The organism is Amycolatopsis sp. M39, assembly GCF_001651785.1.
In the GTDB taxonomy this organism is placed as follows: domain Bacteria; phylum Actinomycetota; class Actinomycetes; order Mycobacteriales; family Pseudonocardiaceae; genus Amycolatopsis; species Amycolatopsis rubida.
The window spans coordinates 14,599-29,230 of sequence record NZ_LWSF01000029.1 but is presented as its reverse complement, the minus strand read 5'-3'; the positions used below and the strand labels follow the sequence as shown (position 1 = coordinate 29,230).

At 68.8% G+C, this 14,632-nt stretch carries 10 protein-coding genes; 3 read left to right on the top strand and 7 right to left on the bottom strand.

Annotation, left to right across the window (positions count from 1 at the left end; all coding sequences use genetic code 11):
• Positions 1 to 195: 195 nt before the first annotated feature.
• The 4 genes from A4R44_RS38305 to A4R44_RS38290 are packed head-to-tail and all read right to left on the bottom strand — an operon-like array spanning position 196 to position 4,507.
• Positions 196 to 1,923 carry an aminotransferase class V-fold PLP-dependent enzyme gene (locus A4R44_RS38305; protein WP_067592215.1) on the bottom strand — a complete coding sequence of 576 codons (1,728 nt, stop codon included), beginning with the start codon at positions 1,921 to 1,923 and terminating at the stop codon, positions 196 to 198.
• Positions 1,920 to 2,687 carry an amino acid ABC transporter ATP-binding protein gene (locus tag A4R44_RS38300; protein ID WP_067592391.1) on the bottom strand — a complete coding sequence of 256 codons (768 nt, stop codon included), beginning with the start codon at positions 2,685 to 2,687 and terminating at the stop codon, positions 1,920 to 1,922. The genes A4R44_RS38305 and A4R44_RS38300 overlap by 4 nt, the downstream gene beginning before the upstream one ends.
• Positions 2,680 to 3,573: an amino acid ABC transporter permease gene (locus tag A4R44_RS38295; RefSeq protein ID WP_067592212.1), complete on the bottom strand. Its 894-nt coding sequence runs from the start codon at positions 3,571 to 3,573 to the stop codon at positions 2,680 to 2,682. Before A4R44_RS38295 ends, A4R44_RS38300 begins: the two co-directional genes overlap by 8 nt.
• The gene (locus A4R44_RS38290; protein ID WP_067592209.1) at positions 3,560 to 4,507 is read right to left on the bottom strand and encodes an ABC transporter substrate-binding protein; all 948 of its coding nucleotides are present in this window, start codon (positions 4,505 to 4,507) and stop codon (positions 3,560 to 3,562) included. Before A4R44_RS38290 ends, A4R44_RS38295 begins: the two co-directional genes overlap by 14 nt.
• 99 nt (positions 4,508 to 4,606) lie before the next feature.
• Between A4R44_RS38290 and A4R44_RS38285 the strand changes: the two genes are divergently transcribed.
• Entirely contained in the window at positions 4,607 to 4,993 is a 387-nt protein-coding gene (locus A4R44_RS38285; RefSeq protein ID WP_067592206.1) for a pyridoxamine 5'-phosphate oxidase family protein, read from the top strand.
• A 407-nt stretch (positions 4,994 to 5,400) separates the two neighbouring features.
• Here A4R44_RS38285 and A4R44_RS38280 read toward each other — a convergent pair whose 3' ends face one another.
• The 3 genes from A4R44_RS38280 to A4R44_RS38270 all read right to left on the bottom strand — a co-directional run bounded on the left by A4R44_RS38280 (position 5,401) and on the right by A4R44_RS38270 (position 10,499).
• On the bottom strand, positions 5,401 to 6,600 hold the full coding sequence (locus A4R44_RS38280) for a GTPase (RefSeq protein ID WP_067592389.1): 1,200 nt from the start codon (positions 6,598 to 6,600) through the stop codon (positions 5,401 to 5,403).
• 691 nt (positions 6,601 to 7,291) lie between these two features.
• Positions 7,292 to 9,064, bottom strand: a complete 1,773-nt coding sequence (locus A4R44_RS38275) for a dynamin family protein (protein WP_067592203.1) — start codon at positions 9,062 to 9,064, stop codon at positions 7,292 to 7,294.
• Between the two features lie 97 nt (positions 9,065 to 9,161).
• The gene (locus A4R44_RS38270; RefSeq protein ID WP_198545613.1) at positions 9,162 to 10,499 is read right to left on the bottom strand and encodes an IniB N-terminal domain-containing protein; all 1,338 of its coding nucleotides are present in this window, start codon (positions 10,497 to 10,499) and stop codon (positions 9,162 to 9,164) included.
• Between the two features lie 304 nt (positions 10,500 to 10,803).
• Between A4R44_RS38270 and A4R44_RS38265 the strand changes: the two genes are divergently transcribed.
• Positions 10,804 to 11,946 carry a molecular chaperone DnaK gene (locus A4R44_RS38265; protein ID WP_067592197.1) on the top strand — a complete coding sequence of 381 codons (1,143 nt, stop codon included), beginning with the start codon at positions 10,804 to 10,806 and terminating at the stop codon, positions 11,944 to 11,946.
• Positions 11,943 to 14,624: a helix-turn-helix transcriptional regulator gene (locus tag A4R44_RS38260; RefSeq protein WP_198545612.1), complete on the top strand. Its 2,682-nt coding sequence runs from the start codon at positions 11,943 to 11,945 to the stop codon at positions 14,622 to 14,624. Before A4R44_RS38265 ends, A4R44_RS38260 begins: the two co-directional genes overlap by 4 nt.
• Positions 14,625 to 14,632 lie beyond the last annotated feature (8 nt).

Here is a 14,632-nt window from a genome sequence, read left to right as displayed (position 1 = left end):
CACCGCCGCTTCCCCGGCGCGCTTGACGGGCAGGACCACTACCGTCTCCGCATGTCGGGGAGAGCCCGCGATCTGACATTCCCCTCGTGTGCAGGCCTGCGGGATCAACTCCGGCGGTTCCCGCAGCCAAGTCTCGCCCGCGGCACCCTCGTTCCGCCGCCGCCGCCACCACCAGCTGCGGCGGAACGACGACGCTCATCCAGCCCGGATCTCGTTGAGATAGTTGTAGATCGTGTACCGCGTCACCTCGAGTTGCCCCGCCAGATGGTCCACCGCGTCCTTGATCAGGAAGTACCCGGCCTCGTCCAGCTCCCGGACCACCGCCGACTTGTGCCGCTTCTTCATCAGCTCCACCGGAATCCCGGACTTCCCGATCGCGCGTCCGACAAGGAACCGCTGCAGGCTGTCGACGTCCGGCAGGAACGTCTCCTCCCGCCGTTCCTCCGACGTCTGCGCCGCCGCGGGCAGTTCGCTGTTCACGCACAGGCACCCGATCGCCGTACCCTCGGCGTCGCGCAGAAACAACGTGGACGAACGGATCTCGCGACCGTCCGGACTGTGCGTGCGGTAGTTGGTCAGGTCCTGCGTCGTGCCGCGCCGGACGAGCCCGAGCAGCAGATCCGTCATCGGCCCGCCGACCGAGCGGCCGGTGAGCTTCCCCGCGATCGCGACGATCGAATCCGGCAGCCGCGACAGGTCGTGCAACAGCACCTCGTTGCCCGGCCCGAGCATCGCCGCCAGCCCGTCCACCGCCGGAATCAGCGCGGTGAGCAGCTCATGCGTCGCGGCGCCCGAGACCGACGCGACCGGCACGACCCGGCGAGGCCGCAGCAGAGTCTCCAGCGCGTCCCGAACCAGCTCAGCAGCCGCGGCCGGGGTCGACGCGTGCGGCGACACCCGGACGTGTTCCGGGCGCACCGTCGCCGCGATCCCCGCCGCCGTCAACGCCGCTCCGACCTGCTCGGCAGGCTTCTCCGGCAGCGAAAACGCAAGAATCCCGGCCCGCCGTTCGGTCGCCGACACGATCTCCGCGCCGAACGAGCGCAGCACTTCTTCAAGTTCGCCGACGCGTTCGTCGATCCGGCCCGCGATCGCCGCTACGCCGGTTTCCTCGACCAGTTCGAGCGCCGCCGCGAACGCGCCGGACGTGACCGGACTGAGGTTCGAGATCGACCAGCTCGCCGCGGTCGGGTCGGCCGGGTGGATCTCGTTGTCGAACAAACCAGAGTCGCGCGCGCCGGTCCAGCCGGACAGGATCGGGTCCATCCGCGCCAGCGCCCGGTCGGACAGCACCGCGAACCCGGTGCCCCAGCCCGCGCGCAGCCACTTCTGCCCGCCGACCACGAGCACGTCGGCGACCTCCCACGGCGCTTCGACGACCCCGAAGCCCTGGATCCCGTCGACCACCAGCAGCCGATCGCCCGCGACCTCGCGCAACGCGGCGAGATCAGCCCGGTAGCCAGTGCGGAAATCGACCGCACTCACCGAGACGACAGTGGTTTCCGGCGTGAGCGCTGCCGCGAGACGATCGGCGGTGACGTAACCCCCTTCCAGCCGCCGCATCCGCACACGTCCGGCCTGCTCGGCACGCGCCCACGGGTACGTGTTGGCCGGGAACTCCGCGGCCGACACGAGTACGTCGCCGTGGCTGTTGAACGCCGCCTGAAACAGGCCGAGGCTGGTGTGCGGGAGCAGCACGGTGTGGTCGGTGTCGCTGCCGCAGAGCCGCGCGGCCGCTGCTTTCGCCCGGATCTCCTGCCGCATCAGCTCGTCCACAGTGGACGGGCCGGCCTTGGTCGTCGCCTCCAGCAGCCGCGCGGTGGTGTCGAGCACGGCGTGCGACGGCGGCCCGAACCGCGCGAAATCCAGGTAGCCCGCGGGCTCGTCGAACTGGAGCAGGTACCGGGGCGGGATGCGGGTCACGAGAGGACCCGCGCGAGGAACTGCCGCGTCCGCTCGTGTTCCGGGGACTTCAGCACCCGCTCCGGCGGCCCGGTTTCGACCACCGCGCCCTCGGCGAGGAACACCACCTCGTCGGCGGCCTCCGCGGCGAAAGCCATTTCGTGCGTCACGACCACCATCGTCATCCCCTCCCGAGCCAACGTACCCATCACCGCGAGCACCTCCCCGACCAGCTCCGGGTCCAGCGCCGACGTCGGCTCGTCGAACAGCATGAGCTTCGGCTTCATCGCCAGCGACCGGGCGATCGCGACCCGCTGCTGCTGCCCGCCGGACAGTTGCCCTGGGTAAGCGCCCGCTCGGTCCGCGAGCCCGACCCGGTCGAGCAGGTCCAGCGCCTCTTTCCGGGCCTGCGCCGGGTCGACGCCGAGCACTCGCACCGGTCCCTCGATCACGTTTTCCAGCGCCGTCCGGTGCCCGAACAGGTTGAACCGCTGGAAGACCATGCCGATGTCCCGGCGCTGCCGGGCGACGTCCTTCTCCCGCAGCTCGTACAGCTTGCCTCCGCGCAGTGTGAACCCGATCGGCTCGCCGTCCACCCAGACCTGGCCGCCGTCGATCGGCTCAAGATGGTTCAGGCAGCGGAGAAACGTGCTCTTCCCCGCTCCCGACGGCCCGAGCAGGCAGACCACCTGTCCTTTGCGGACTTCCAGGTCGATGCCCTTGAGCACCTCGGTGTGCCCGTAGTTCTTGCGGACCCCGACAGCTTTCAGCAGCGGCTCAGACACGCGCACCCCTCACCAGCGGCATCCCCTTGAACGCCTTCCCGACCCGCGCGACCGGACCCCGGTCAGCTGCCCCGAACGATCGTTCAAGGTAATGCTGGCCGACGCCGGCCACGGTCACCACGACCATGTACCAGATCGCCGCGGCGATCAGTGTCTCCATCACCAGCAGGTTGTTGGACGAGATGTTGTTGGCCGCGTGGATCAGCTCGGTCACGCCGATCACCGACGCCATCGACGTGCCCTTGAGCATGTTGATGAAGTCGTTGCCGGTCGGCGGGATGATCACGCGCATCGCCTGCGGCAGCACGACCCGGCGCAGCGTCGCGCCAGGCGTCATGCCGATGGATTTCGCCGCCTCGGTCTGCCCGGCGTCGACGCTGGTCAGCCCGGCACGGACGATCTCCGCCATGTACGCGCTCTCGTTCAGTGCCAACCCGAGAAGCGCCGCAGTGAACGCACTGATCAGCACGTTCGTCGGCTCGTGGACGAGGTAGCCGCCGAACGGAAGCGGGATCGAGACGGTCGGGAAGATCAGCGCCAGGTTGTACCAAATCAGGATCTGCAACAGCACCGGAAGCCCGCGGAACAGCCAGATGTAGGCCGCCGCGAACCATTTCGCGACCGGGTTGGCGCTGAGCCGCAGCAACGCGATCAGGATGCCGAGCACGATCGCGATCGCCTGCGCGATCACCGCCAGCACGACCGTGTTGAGCAGGCCGAGCGCCATCACGCGATAGAACACGAAGTCGGGGACCGAACCCCACTCGATCTGCGCTTGCGCGAGCGCGAAACCCAGCAGTACCAGGAGTGCGACGATCACCGCCGCGCTGACCCAGCGACCCCAATGCCGCAGCCGGACGATCGGCAGCGGTTCAGCTTCCGCCATTGACGACCGCCTCCTTGATCGCACCCTGTTCGACGCCCCAGGACTGCAGGATCTTGCCGTATGTGCCATCGGCGACGAGCGACTGCAACGCTTGCTTGACGGTGTCACGCAGCTTCGAGTTGTTCTTCGCGAAGCCCATCCCGTACGGCCCGCCCTCGATCGGCTGGCCAGGCACGACCTCGAAGAACTTGCCGTCGCCCGCGGTGCGCGAGATGTAGACCGCACTCGGCAGGTCGTTGAGAATCGCCGCGACGCGACCGGTGCGCAGCTGATTCTGGTTCTGGTTGTCGCTGTCAGTCGCGGTGACCGTGATGGCGGGCTTGCCCGCCTGAGTGCATTTCGCGCTCTGCGCCGTGGCGAACTTCTGGTGGCTGGTGCCCTGTACGACTGCCACGTTCTTGCCGCACAACGTGTCCGGCCCGGTGATGCCGTCCGGGTTGCCCTTGCGGATCATGATCGTGATGCCGGACGAGAAGTAGTCGACGAAGTCGATCTGCTGCTGGCGTTCCTTGGTGTCGTTCATCGCCGCCATGGTCAGATCGACGCGGCCGGACTGCAGGCTCGTGATCAGCGAACCGAACGCCAGGTCCTGGTACGCGACGGTCACCCCGAGCTTCGCCCCGACCGCCTTGGCCAGATCGACTTCGTAGCCGATCGGCGTCTTGCCGTCCGCCGCGTAGAAGTTGTTCGGCGCGGATTGGATATTGGACGCCAGCCGCAACGTCTTGGCCTGCACAACCGCTGGCGGCAACCCTCCGGCGAGCTGCGGGTCGGCCTTGATCGCCCCGAGCAACGCAGTGTTGTCCGGAACAGCGCTCGGCTTCTGCCGCTGCCCGCCGCCGGCCCCGTCAGAACCTCCCCCACAGGCGGCAGCGAACACGAGCAGACCGCCCAGCAGCGCGGCCTGCCAGGCACGGGAACGAAGCGACGACATGCGGGCCCTCCAGGACGTCGTTGGTTTCGCGGGACGCTACAACTGGTTGTTAAAGAGGTCAACAAGCAGTTGAATTTATGTCTCGTCTAGCGTGCGGACATGACCCTCGACGAGAGCTTCCGCCAGTTCTGGACCGAACGGCGGCTCGCGTCGCTCACGACGGTGCGCGCCAACGGAACGCCGCACGTAGTAGCGGTCGGCGTGACGGTCGACTTCGAACAAGGCATCGCCCGCGTGATCGCCTCCGGGACCTCGTACAAGGCCCGCCTCATCCGCGCCGCCGACGACGCTGGGCTGGCCGCCGCGGTGTGCCAGTTCGAGGGCCGGATCTGGTCGACGCTGGAAGGCCGAATCCGCCTCCTCGACGACGCTGCTTCCGTCCGCGACGCCGAAGAGCGCTACGCCCAGCGATACCGGAAGCCGCGGGAAAACCCTCAGCGAGTAGTCCTGGAACTCACCATCGGACGGGTGCTGGGCAACGCCTGAGCTTCCGAGATCCGGCCAACCGCCCTGGCCGATCGCCCTAGTCGACCGCCCTGGTCAGTTGCCCCGGTCAGTTGCCCCGGTCAGTTGCCCCGGTCAACCGCCCTGGTCAGTTGCCCCGGTCAGTTGCCCTGGTCGACCGCCCCGGCCAGTTGCCTTGGTCAGTCGCCCCAGTCGGTCAGCAGTCCTGGTCGTCAACCCAGGTCAGTCGCCTCGGTCGAACGTCCTGGGCGACCACCCCGGACGGACGTCCCGGGCGACCGTCCTGGTCGTCGACCCGGTCAGTTGCCCCAGCCAGTCGTCTCAGCCAACTGCCCCGGCCAACCACACTGGTCGTCAACGTCGGACAATTGCCTCGTCAATCGCCTCGACCAACCGTCCTGGGCGATCGCCCCGGGCGACTGCCCCGGTCAAACGAACTGCGCCAGCAACCCTTCCGCACTGCGCACCACAACCTGCGCCGCAGCCCGCTCCGCCAACGCCCGGTCCGGCCGCTCCGCCTCATGTCGCCACCGCATCACCGCGTCCAGACCGGCCTCGTACATCTCGCGCGGATCCGTACCCGCCACAAGCCCCAGCCGCTCCTCTGACGCCGTTCCCTCTGCCCCCAGTAACCGCGCAGCTTCTTCCGCAGACTCCCCTGCCAACGCCGTACGCCCGCCACGAATGTCCGCGATCAGCCGCAACTCTCGGAAGTCATGCGCGCTGGCCGAAAACCGCTCAACCCGCGCCGCAAGCCGATCACTGTGCGGTCGGGGCTCCGCGTTCAACACGGTCTCCAACCGAATCAACGCAGTCCGCGCACGCAACGCGTCTGCACGCGCGGCGAAACAACCTGCAATAGTGTCGCGAAGCTCGCCAAGACCGCTGCGCCGCACCAGTTCCGTCGACAGCTTCACCCGGTCATCGCAGCCCGTACGGATCAGCGTCAGCGCAAGCTTCACCCCGAACAGCCCGAAGCGCACCACCAACGACCGTCGCGTCTCGACTGACACCGGCCCCGGAAACGCCGGATCAGTAAATGAATCCACCGAGAGCAGATACCGCTCCAACTCCTCACGAGGCACAGCCGCGAAGGCGGCGAGAAGCTCGAACTCGTCGTCGGTGAAGGCGCGCGCCCCGTACGCAAGCTGCGCCGCCACGGCGATCACGCCTTGGAACCCGCTGCACAGCGGATCTTCACGCCACGCGCGCCGCGCAATCTGCTTCGCGGTAAGCAGTGCGTCAATCCGCCCCGCGCCGGTCTCATCCGCGCGCGCAAGCACAAGGATCGTGTCAACGGCCGTCTGCCGCGCGAAGGCTGAAGGCGTTGTCGGACGCAGCGTCGCCAACTGGTCGGGCTCAAGGTGGCGTAGCAGCCGTACAGATGCGTCGGTGAGCGTCGACGGAGGCGGCGCATCGAGAAACTCTAGATCGCGCAACGCCCGCGTCGGCCAATCCCCCAACGCAGCAGCCAACGTGGACTTCCCCGTCCCCGCAGCTCCTCCAATGCTCACCCGAAGCGGCTCGTCGAGGTGGTCAAGCGCTTCCCCCAGCAACGCCGAAGCCCTCGGACTGTCGCGGTAGTACGCACAAGCATCCACCAGAAGAGCCCGAACGTCCTCAACCACGCGCGACACCACTCCTCACTCGACTCACCCGGCACAGCCCTAAACATCCTCGACTACCCGGCAAACACCCCGCTCACCGAGTCCCGAAGCCCACCACGATCAACCCGCAGACGTCTCCCGAAACACCCTCAGCCGCCCAATAACGGCACTTTCCCGACGGCCGAACCTTCCACCACGCAGCCGCATCTCCCGGCTCCGCTCCCATGATGGGAGCGATTCAACCCCGCCGAAGCACGCCGCCACTAACCGATCCCACCCACGCGCGACTTGTCCCAGGGCCAAACCGCCTTCACTGCAGCAAAACACCCCAAAGACCAATTCGCTCCCACAATGCGAAACCCGCTCAGGACCACTGCCCGAGGCCACGCGGCGATCCGGACCCACCTCCTCCTCCGGCCAGCACCGAACTCCACCGAAAGCTCAGCCCACTCAATCCCGAAGAAGGCACCACCAAACACGGCGCATCCATCCGGGGCCTCGCGGACAACCCTCTCAGCACCGCACACTCCGCGAGCCAGCTGACCGGCCAGCCTCACCAGCCCGCAGAAAGCCGCCAGCACCGCCGAAAGCGCCCCGCGCCCAGCCCGCCGAGGCGAAGCCGCGCAGGCAACTCTTCCGCACCTGATTGGCCAGTATCACCGATCCGTCCAGCCGCGAAGAGCCAGCGGAACCAAAGCCCGCCACGCCAAGGTCACGCAGGCAACTCCTTGGGCGCCCGATTGGCCAGCATCCCCAGCTCCCCAGCCCGCTTGTGCAACCCCGCGAGCCGGTCGATCTCCCGCCGCAGCGCCGCACTGCGCCGTTCTCGTTCGGCCGACCCGGCGATGATCATCTCGCGTTCCCTTGTCAGCTCGTCGGCGAGACTGTCCGCAAGATCGGTGAAGTGGTCCCGCAACCGTCGCTGCACGTGCCGGATCGCGTCGCGGCACTCCTTGCTGAACCGCAGGAACACGTCGTCGACGTGCCGTTGCGCGGTCATCTTGGCCACTGCCTGCCGACGTTGCAGCCGCATGCCGCCCTCGTCGCTGATCGTCTTCGCGGCGAACGCGACGCCGGCGCCGATGGACACCGGGTTGATCAACGGCAGGCCCGCCAGCCCGGTCACCAGACCGAACATCAGCACGCCACCGTACGAACCGCGCAGCCCGGTGAACGCCTTCTGCCCGATCTTGAATCGCTCGATCCGCGGCTGCCGCACCTCGGCGATCCGGTCCGCGCCGGAGTCGGTCAAGGTCAGTTCCGGCAGGTCGTACTGCGCGCCGAAGCTCACCGCCACCGCCTGCGCGATCCACTCCGCGCGTTCGGCCGCGAACGTGTAGGTCGTGTCGACCGCTTCCGCGAGCGTGCTGTCCAGCCACGGCCCGAACTCGTCCCACACCTTCACCGGATCCCCGCGGTCGAAGGTCTCGTCGATCGTCTCGACGATCTTCCGGGTGCGTTCGCGCAGGTCGTACTCCGCGTCGGACTGCAGGTCGGCGATCTCGTCCGCCAGCAGGTTCTGCCAGCGACTGTTGCGCCGGCGCAGCTCGTCGGCGCGACGTTGCGAACGTTGCAGCAACGTCGTCTGGTCGACGCCGGCTTCCTGCCCCGCAGCCTCGGCGCGCGCCCGCAACGTCTCGACCAGTTCGGCCGCCGCCGCGCGCACACTCACCGCCGCGAGCAACGCGGCCGTGCTCTCCGCGGGTCGCGAAACCTGCGTCGCGATCCAGGAAAGCAGCTCTGGGAATCCGGACCGCACGTTGAGGTCTTGATCGCCGCCCTGAGCGGCGGCGAACCGAACCGTCGCCGACACCGGCAGCACCGGCGAGTCGATCCCGGCCGCGGACAGCGCGGTCCGGTTCTGTTCGGCGACCGTGCGCCATCCGGCGCTGACATCGATCTTGGTCAGCGCGATGACCACGTGCGGACACCACGTCCGGATGTGATGCGCCAACGCCAGCTCGGCCTGATCCAGCGGAGCGGCTGCGTCGGAGACAAGAATGACCGCGTCGGCGTCCGCGAGAACGTCAAGAGCGGCGGCTGTGCGCGGCGACCTCGGGTCACCGATAGCCGGGGTGTCGATGAGCACCAAGCCCGCGGACAGCAAATCGCGCGGAACCCCGACCTCGACCCGGCGCAGCGACCCGGCTGGCCGGGCACCGACCTCGCCGGTCAGCTTCTCGATCTCGACCGGGAGACGTTCGTCGGCACGTCCGACGAGCGTCGCGCCGGGTTCGGCCGCGTACCCGACTTCGATCGGCACCGCGGGGGTCGCCGCGTCGCCGACTGGGCAGACCGGCGCGTTGAGCACCGCGTTGACCAGGTATCCCTTGCCTTGCTTGGGAAAGCCGAGCACAGCGACCCGCGTGCCCCCCGGCGGCCGGTCCTGACGTCGGCGAAGGCGTTGCGCCAGGTCTTCGCGGCCGTGCGTCCGGCAGGCATCCGTGGTCTCGGCGAGTACTTCGAGCCAAGCTGGAGCCGTCACGGCGAACCAGTGTCCCCCGTGTACGGGGAGTATCCGAACCGGGTGGTGGCTCCGCGGTCGCACCCAGACCGCGGAGCCACCCCCGAATTACCCTTGCTCAGAGGGAAATGTGCAGCTCACCGCCGCCGTGCGAGGTCTCCGCACCGGCGTGCAGGTCAAGGCCGAGGCCCTGGTGCCCGAGATCGGAGACCGTCGAGACGGTGTCGTGCACCATGCCGACACCAGCGTCGGTCCCGGTGTGCGCCTCGGTCGCGGCGTCGGAACGCTCGGTCTCGCCATGCGAGATGAGCGAGTGCGCCTGCTGGGTCACACCGTTCACCGCGTGGTTCAGCCCGTCGGCGCTGAGCGTGTTGCTCAGGCTGCCGACGTTCTCGGTGACGGTCCCGACAGCGTCGCTGACGTGCCCGGCAACCCCGCCGCCGGCCTCGGTCGCGTGGTCGGCGACCTGCGCGGCGGAGTTCGCGACCGGCAGGTCGCTGACGTTCACCGGGGAAGCCGCCGCGAGCTCTCCGCCGACATGCTGCACCTGCGAGATGGCACCGTCAGCCGCAGTGGCCGCCTGCCCGCTCGCCTGGGCGACCGCGCTGGAGTCCAGGCCGCTGGCCAGGTCGTTGCCCAGGGCGAGTGCACTGGTCGGGTTCTGCACCAGCGCGGTGACGGACGCGGCAGCGTTCTGCACGTCGCCGAGACCCGGCACCGAGGGCAGCCCCGGAACGGCCGGGACACCCGGCACAGCCGGAACCGACGGCAGCTCGCCAGCCACCGGCAGCGCCGGAACGGCCGGGACCGCGCTGGCGACGTCGCCGACACCAGGCAGCGCACCGACGCCCGGAAGAGCACCGGCACCCGGCAGCTCGCCGAGACCAGGGAGCTGGCCGACGCCCGGAAGTTCACCGAGACCCGGCACTGCCGGCAGCTCGCCAAGGCCCGGAAGCTCACCGGCGGCGGGCAGCGCCGAAGCACCAGCCACGTCGCTCACGACGGGCAGTTCGCCGAGGCCAGGAAGGTCGTCGACAGCAGGCAGCGCACCCGCGCCCGGCAGCTCGCCAAGACCGGGCAGCTCGCCCACGCCCGGCACCGCCGGCAGCTCGCCGAGGCCCGGCAGCCCAGGCGAACCCGCGGATGCCGCAGCACCACCGGCCGAGACGCCGAGCGAAGCGGTGAGTGCTTGCAGCTGTTCGATAGCGCCCTGCGGACCGTCTCCGAGCGCAGTGGTCAGGTCGCCTGCCTGGGGCAGTTGCCCGAGCGAGGCCAGGTGGTCCACCGGCACGTAGTCGAGCACCAGCGGCGCGACCTCGTTCACGTCGGCGGCGCTGATGTCGCCCAGCCCAGCAGCGGCCAGCGCGGCCTGCGGGTCCTGGCCGAAAGCGGCGAGCGCGGACGGGTCTTGGAGCAAGGTGAGCGTGAAGTCGTGCAGAGTCTGCACCGAATCCATGGGGGGATCTCCACTTGTAGTGATTACGGGGAATGCCCGGCCCTCCCCGGCCGGGCGTGGCGCCCAAGGTAGGGACGGGGCACCCCCGCCCACATCGGGGTTTACACCCAGTCGCGCCTCGCTCAGCCGTTAGGGGGTCGATATGAGATCGTTAGGGAGTTAGGGGATCGGACACGCAGAACCCGGTTGGGTTAAATCCCACCCCACTCTTGCCCGTCTGACCCGAACGGGTGAGGATGCGTATCCGTTCAGTGAGTTACGCCCCTTGGCCGAACCCCGACTGCGACGAAGGGAGGAAGCGGCGGTGCCCTACGTGCTCGGCATCGATCTCGGCGCTGCCCGGACCCACGCCGCGCTCCGTCGCAGGCACGGTGACCGGTGGGACGATCCCGAGCCGTTGTGGCTGGGCGAGAACTCGCCGGCGACCGCGACCGCGCTCTTCCTCGACGACGAGGGTTACCTGCTCACCGGCGACGCGGCCACGCAAGCCGGCACCGCCGTTCCGTCCCGCCTGATCACCGGCTTCCACCGCCGCATCGGCGACGACGTGCCGGTGTTCATCGGCAGCGAACCGTTCACCCCGGAGTCCCTGACCACTGTCTTCGTCGAAGGCATCGCCGACGTCGCAGCCGGCCAGACCGGCGGACCGCCGCGCCAACTCGTCGTCACCCACCCCGGTGACTGGGGCGGTTACCGGCGCGAACTCCTCCGCCAGTCGCTGGCGGAGTCCGGTTTCACCGCGGTCACCCTCGTTCCCAGCGCGGTCGCCGCGCTCTACGCCCACCTTCCGGAACCCGGTGCGGGCGACCGGACAGCCGCGGTGTGCGAGTTCGGCCCGGACGGCGTCACCGTCACCTTGGCGACCGCCTCGGGCGCCAGCGGCTGGATAGCCCGGAACAGCACCGAAGGCGTCGCTCCGGGTTCCGCAGTCAAGACCGCGTTCGGCCTCGCACAGGCGGCCAACGTCGCCCCCGAGTCGCTGGCCGGCATCGTGTTCTGCGGCGAACCCGGCCCGGGCACTCGCCCTGTACGTCTGCCCTGTCCGTTTTTCACGGGCCCTCAGCCTGCGGATACAGCGGCCGTCGGCGCCGGGATCCTCGCCAGTCAGCGGACGAGGCCTCTCGCGCGAAGGGAAGCCCCCGCGCCCGAAACCACCTTGCTGCCGCGAGTCGACCGCGAACCCGAACTTCCGGAAAGACCCGAGCGACCGCCGGTGGACATCACTCCATTCACGCTGCCGGAGCCCGAGGGCGCTGCCAAACTGTTGCGTCGATGGCGACCGCTCGCCGCCGCGGCGGCGGTGCTGGCGATCAGCTCCTCGATCCTGATCGCGGTCCTCACGTCCCACGAAGCGACCGCCGACAAGGAACCCGTTTCTCCCCGTCCCCCTGTCCTGAGCTCGTGCGCCCACCCAGCCACAGCTCCCTCTGGTGAAGGTCACTGTTGAACGCACTGCTGGCGAAAACCGGCAACGACGCCGTCCACCCCGCAGCCCGCCGCCTCCTTGAACAACTCGCCGACGCCCCCGCAGCCCCAGTCCGGCTCGTGGTCGTCGCACCCGGCGGCTACGGCAAGACGGCCTTGCTGGGCGCCCTCGATCGCAGCTACCGCGAAGCAGGTGTCGAGGCCACGGTCGTCGACGACGCAGACCAGCTCGACGACGAAGACCTGACCAGGCTCACCATGCTCGCGGCCGCCAAAAAGGGACCGCTCGTGGTGGCACACCGTCCAAACCCTCGCGCGCAAGCGTTGCGGGCCCTCGGCGAAACCCTGCTGCTGCCGCCGCTGACCGTCGACGAAGTCGGGAAGCTCGCGAAACAACTCACCGGTCGCACCACGGACGCCCCCGCCCTGCACGCCAGCACCGGCGGTGTCCCCCGTCTCGTGGAACGGGTCGTAACTGCCCGTCTCGCGGACTTCCGCGCTGAGCTGGCGGCACTCGACGACGACGTTCTCCGCTACCTCATCGCCGCCGAAGCCGGTGCGGCCCGCAACCTCGACCTGCTGTGTTCATTGCTGGAGCGCACACCAGACGAACTGCCCGAAGTCGTCGACGGCGCCCGCGCTACCGGCCTCCTCGACGCCGAAGACATTCTTCTTCCTGCCGCCGCAGAAGCAGTACGCGCTTACGGACCGCCCGCCCGACGCCTAGCGGTGTTGCAACAGCTCGTGGAAGCACAGCTGACTCGCGGCCTGCCCGTATTAGACCTCGCGACGTCTCTGCTCGATGCGGGCAGTTCTGGTGCCTCCGCAGCAACCGCATTCGCAACCGCCGCGAGCGAAGCACTCCCCACCGACCCAAAGCACGCCGCCCGACTCTTCGAAGCCGCAGCCGAAGCTGGTGCCCGCGACGCCGCGACCACGACGGGCTGGGCCCGCGCCGCCGCACTGTCCGGAGACTTGGACACGGCCCTCCGTCTAGGCGACGGCATGCTGTCCGGCGAAGACCCCGAAGCCCGAGCCGCCGGTGCCGAGATCGCCGCGACAGTCCTGGCCCACCGCGGCGAACTGGCCCGAACTGCCGAGCTGTACCGCTGGGCCGCAGCCACGGACAGCTGGTCTCGTCAACACGCGGCCACTCCGCTATCCAACTCCGGCGGCCCTGACTCCACCCGACCAGACAACGAAAGTCCCAACGCCGCGGTAACGAGCCACCAAGCGGCAGCCCAACGGACATTCGCCAACTCGACAGATTCTCAAGCCTCCGCGCTGCTCCACCGCGCGGACGCTGCCGGAGCCGCCGCCGATCACACTTCCGTTGCACCGACCGCTTACGTTCCCAACGGCCATCCCTCGTTCCCCACGCCGGCCCAACCAAATGGCGAAAGCTATCGGTGGGTCGGCCCTGGCGCAGTGGACGCGTTCGCCACGATCGCCCTCGTCGGAACTGGCCAGGCCACCGACGGTCAAGCTGTCGCCAACGTCCCGATGCCGGGAGTCGCGCCGACGTTGTTCACCGGTGCCGCAGCGCGAACAGCAAGCGGGATCGTGGAATCGGTGTCCGGCTGCGGAACAGAGGCGCTGCCGACCCTCGTAGGTGCAGCAGCAATGCTCGAACCGGCGGTCGGCGGTGCACCGCTTCCGGACAGCCCCGCCGCGCTCGCCGCACTCGCGGGCCTGCACGCGGGCGAACTGGCGCTCGCCGAATCGGTACTGGAACGAGCACTGGCCAGCAGCGTCGGCGGCGATCTGCTTGCGCCCCGGCACCGGCTGCTGCTCGGCTGGGTCGCGATGACCGGCGGCCATCTCGCCGCCGCGACGGAACACCGCGACGCCGTCGCCGGCACCAAACTTGAGGCTCGCGACGAACTGTTCTTCGCGACGCTGGAACTCGGCCTCGCCCGGCGGGCGAGCGACTTGGTCGGGCTGCAGCAGTCGTGGGAGCGGGCGTATCAGGCGTCCATGCGTCAGCAAGTGGACTTGTTCACGTTGCTGCCGTTGGGAGAACTGGCAATCGCAGCCGCTCGGACCGGTGCGCACGCCAAGCTGTTCCGTCGGCTAGAAGGCGCGCACGCGATGCTTGACCATCTTGGTAATCCTCCTTTGTGGACGGTCTCGCTGTGCTGGCACGAATTGCACGCCGCGATCACCACGGAAAACCGCGACACCGCCGAACAGCAACTGGCAGCGCTGAACCGCTTCGCTGACTGCGGCCGCTACCCGGCCGCGCTCGCCTGCGCCGCTGAGTGCTGGCTCGCGGTGCTCAGTGGGACGTTCGATCCAGGAGAAATCTCCGCAGCAGCCGCGGAACTTCATGAACTGGACCTGTGCTGGGACGCGGCCCGACTGGCCGGCCAAGCCGCGATTCGCACCTCTGACCGCAAGGCGATGGTCCAGCTTCTCGAAGCGGCCAGGCAGTTCCAAGGCACGACTGGACGTCTCGAGTCCGCCGCCCCGGCACCAGGCGCGGCGACCGGCTTGAGCGCCCTCAGCGAACGCGAGCTTGAGGTCGCCCGCCTAGTAGTCGACGGACTGACTTACAAACAAGCCGGTAGCAAACTCTTCATTTCCGGCAAGACCGTCGAACACCACATGGCCCGTATCCGCGGCAAGCTCGGTGCCGCAGACCGTCGCGAGCTGCTCGCGACCCTGCGCGAGCTCCTCGCCAAACCGACCGCGCACTGATTCGTGGA

Bases quoted from the DNA above. Each gene is read 5' to 3' on its own strand.
- A4R44_RS38295 (WP_067592212.1), bottom strand. From the start codon at position 3,573: ATGGCGGAAGCTGAACCGCTGCCGATCGTCCGGCTGCGGCATTGGGGT.
- A4R44_RS38290 (WP_067592209.1), bottom strand. From the start codon at position 4,507: ATGTCGTCGCTTCGTTCCCGTGCCTGGCAGGCCGCGCTGCTGGGCGGT.
- A4R44_RS38285 (WP_067592206.1), top strand. From the start codon at position 4,607: ATGACCCTCGACGAGAGCTTCCGCCAGTTCTGGACCGAACGGCGGCTC.
- A4R44_RS38270 (WP_198545613.1), bottom strand. From the start codon at position 10,499: ATGGATTCGGTGCAGACTCTGCACGACTTCACGCTCACCTTGCTCCAA.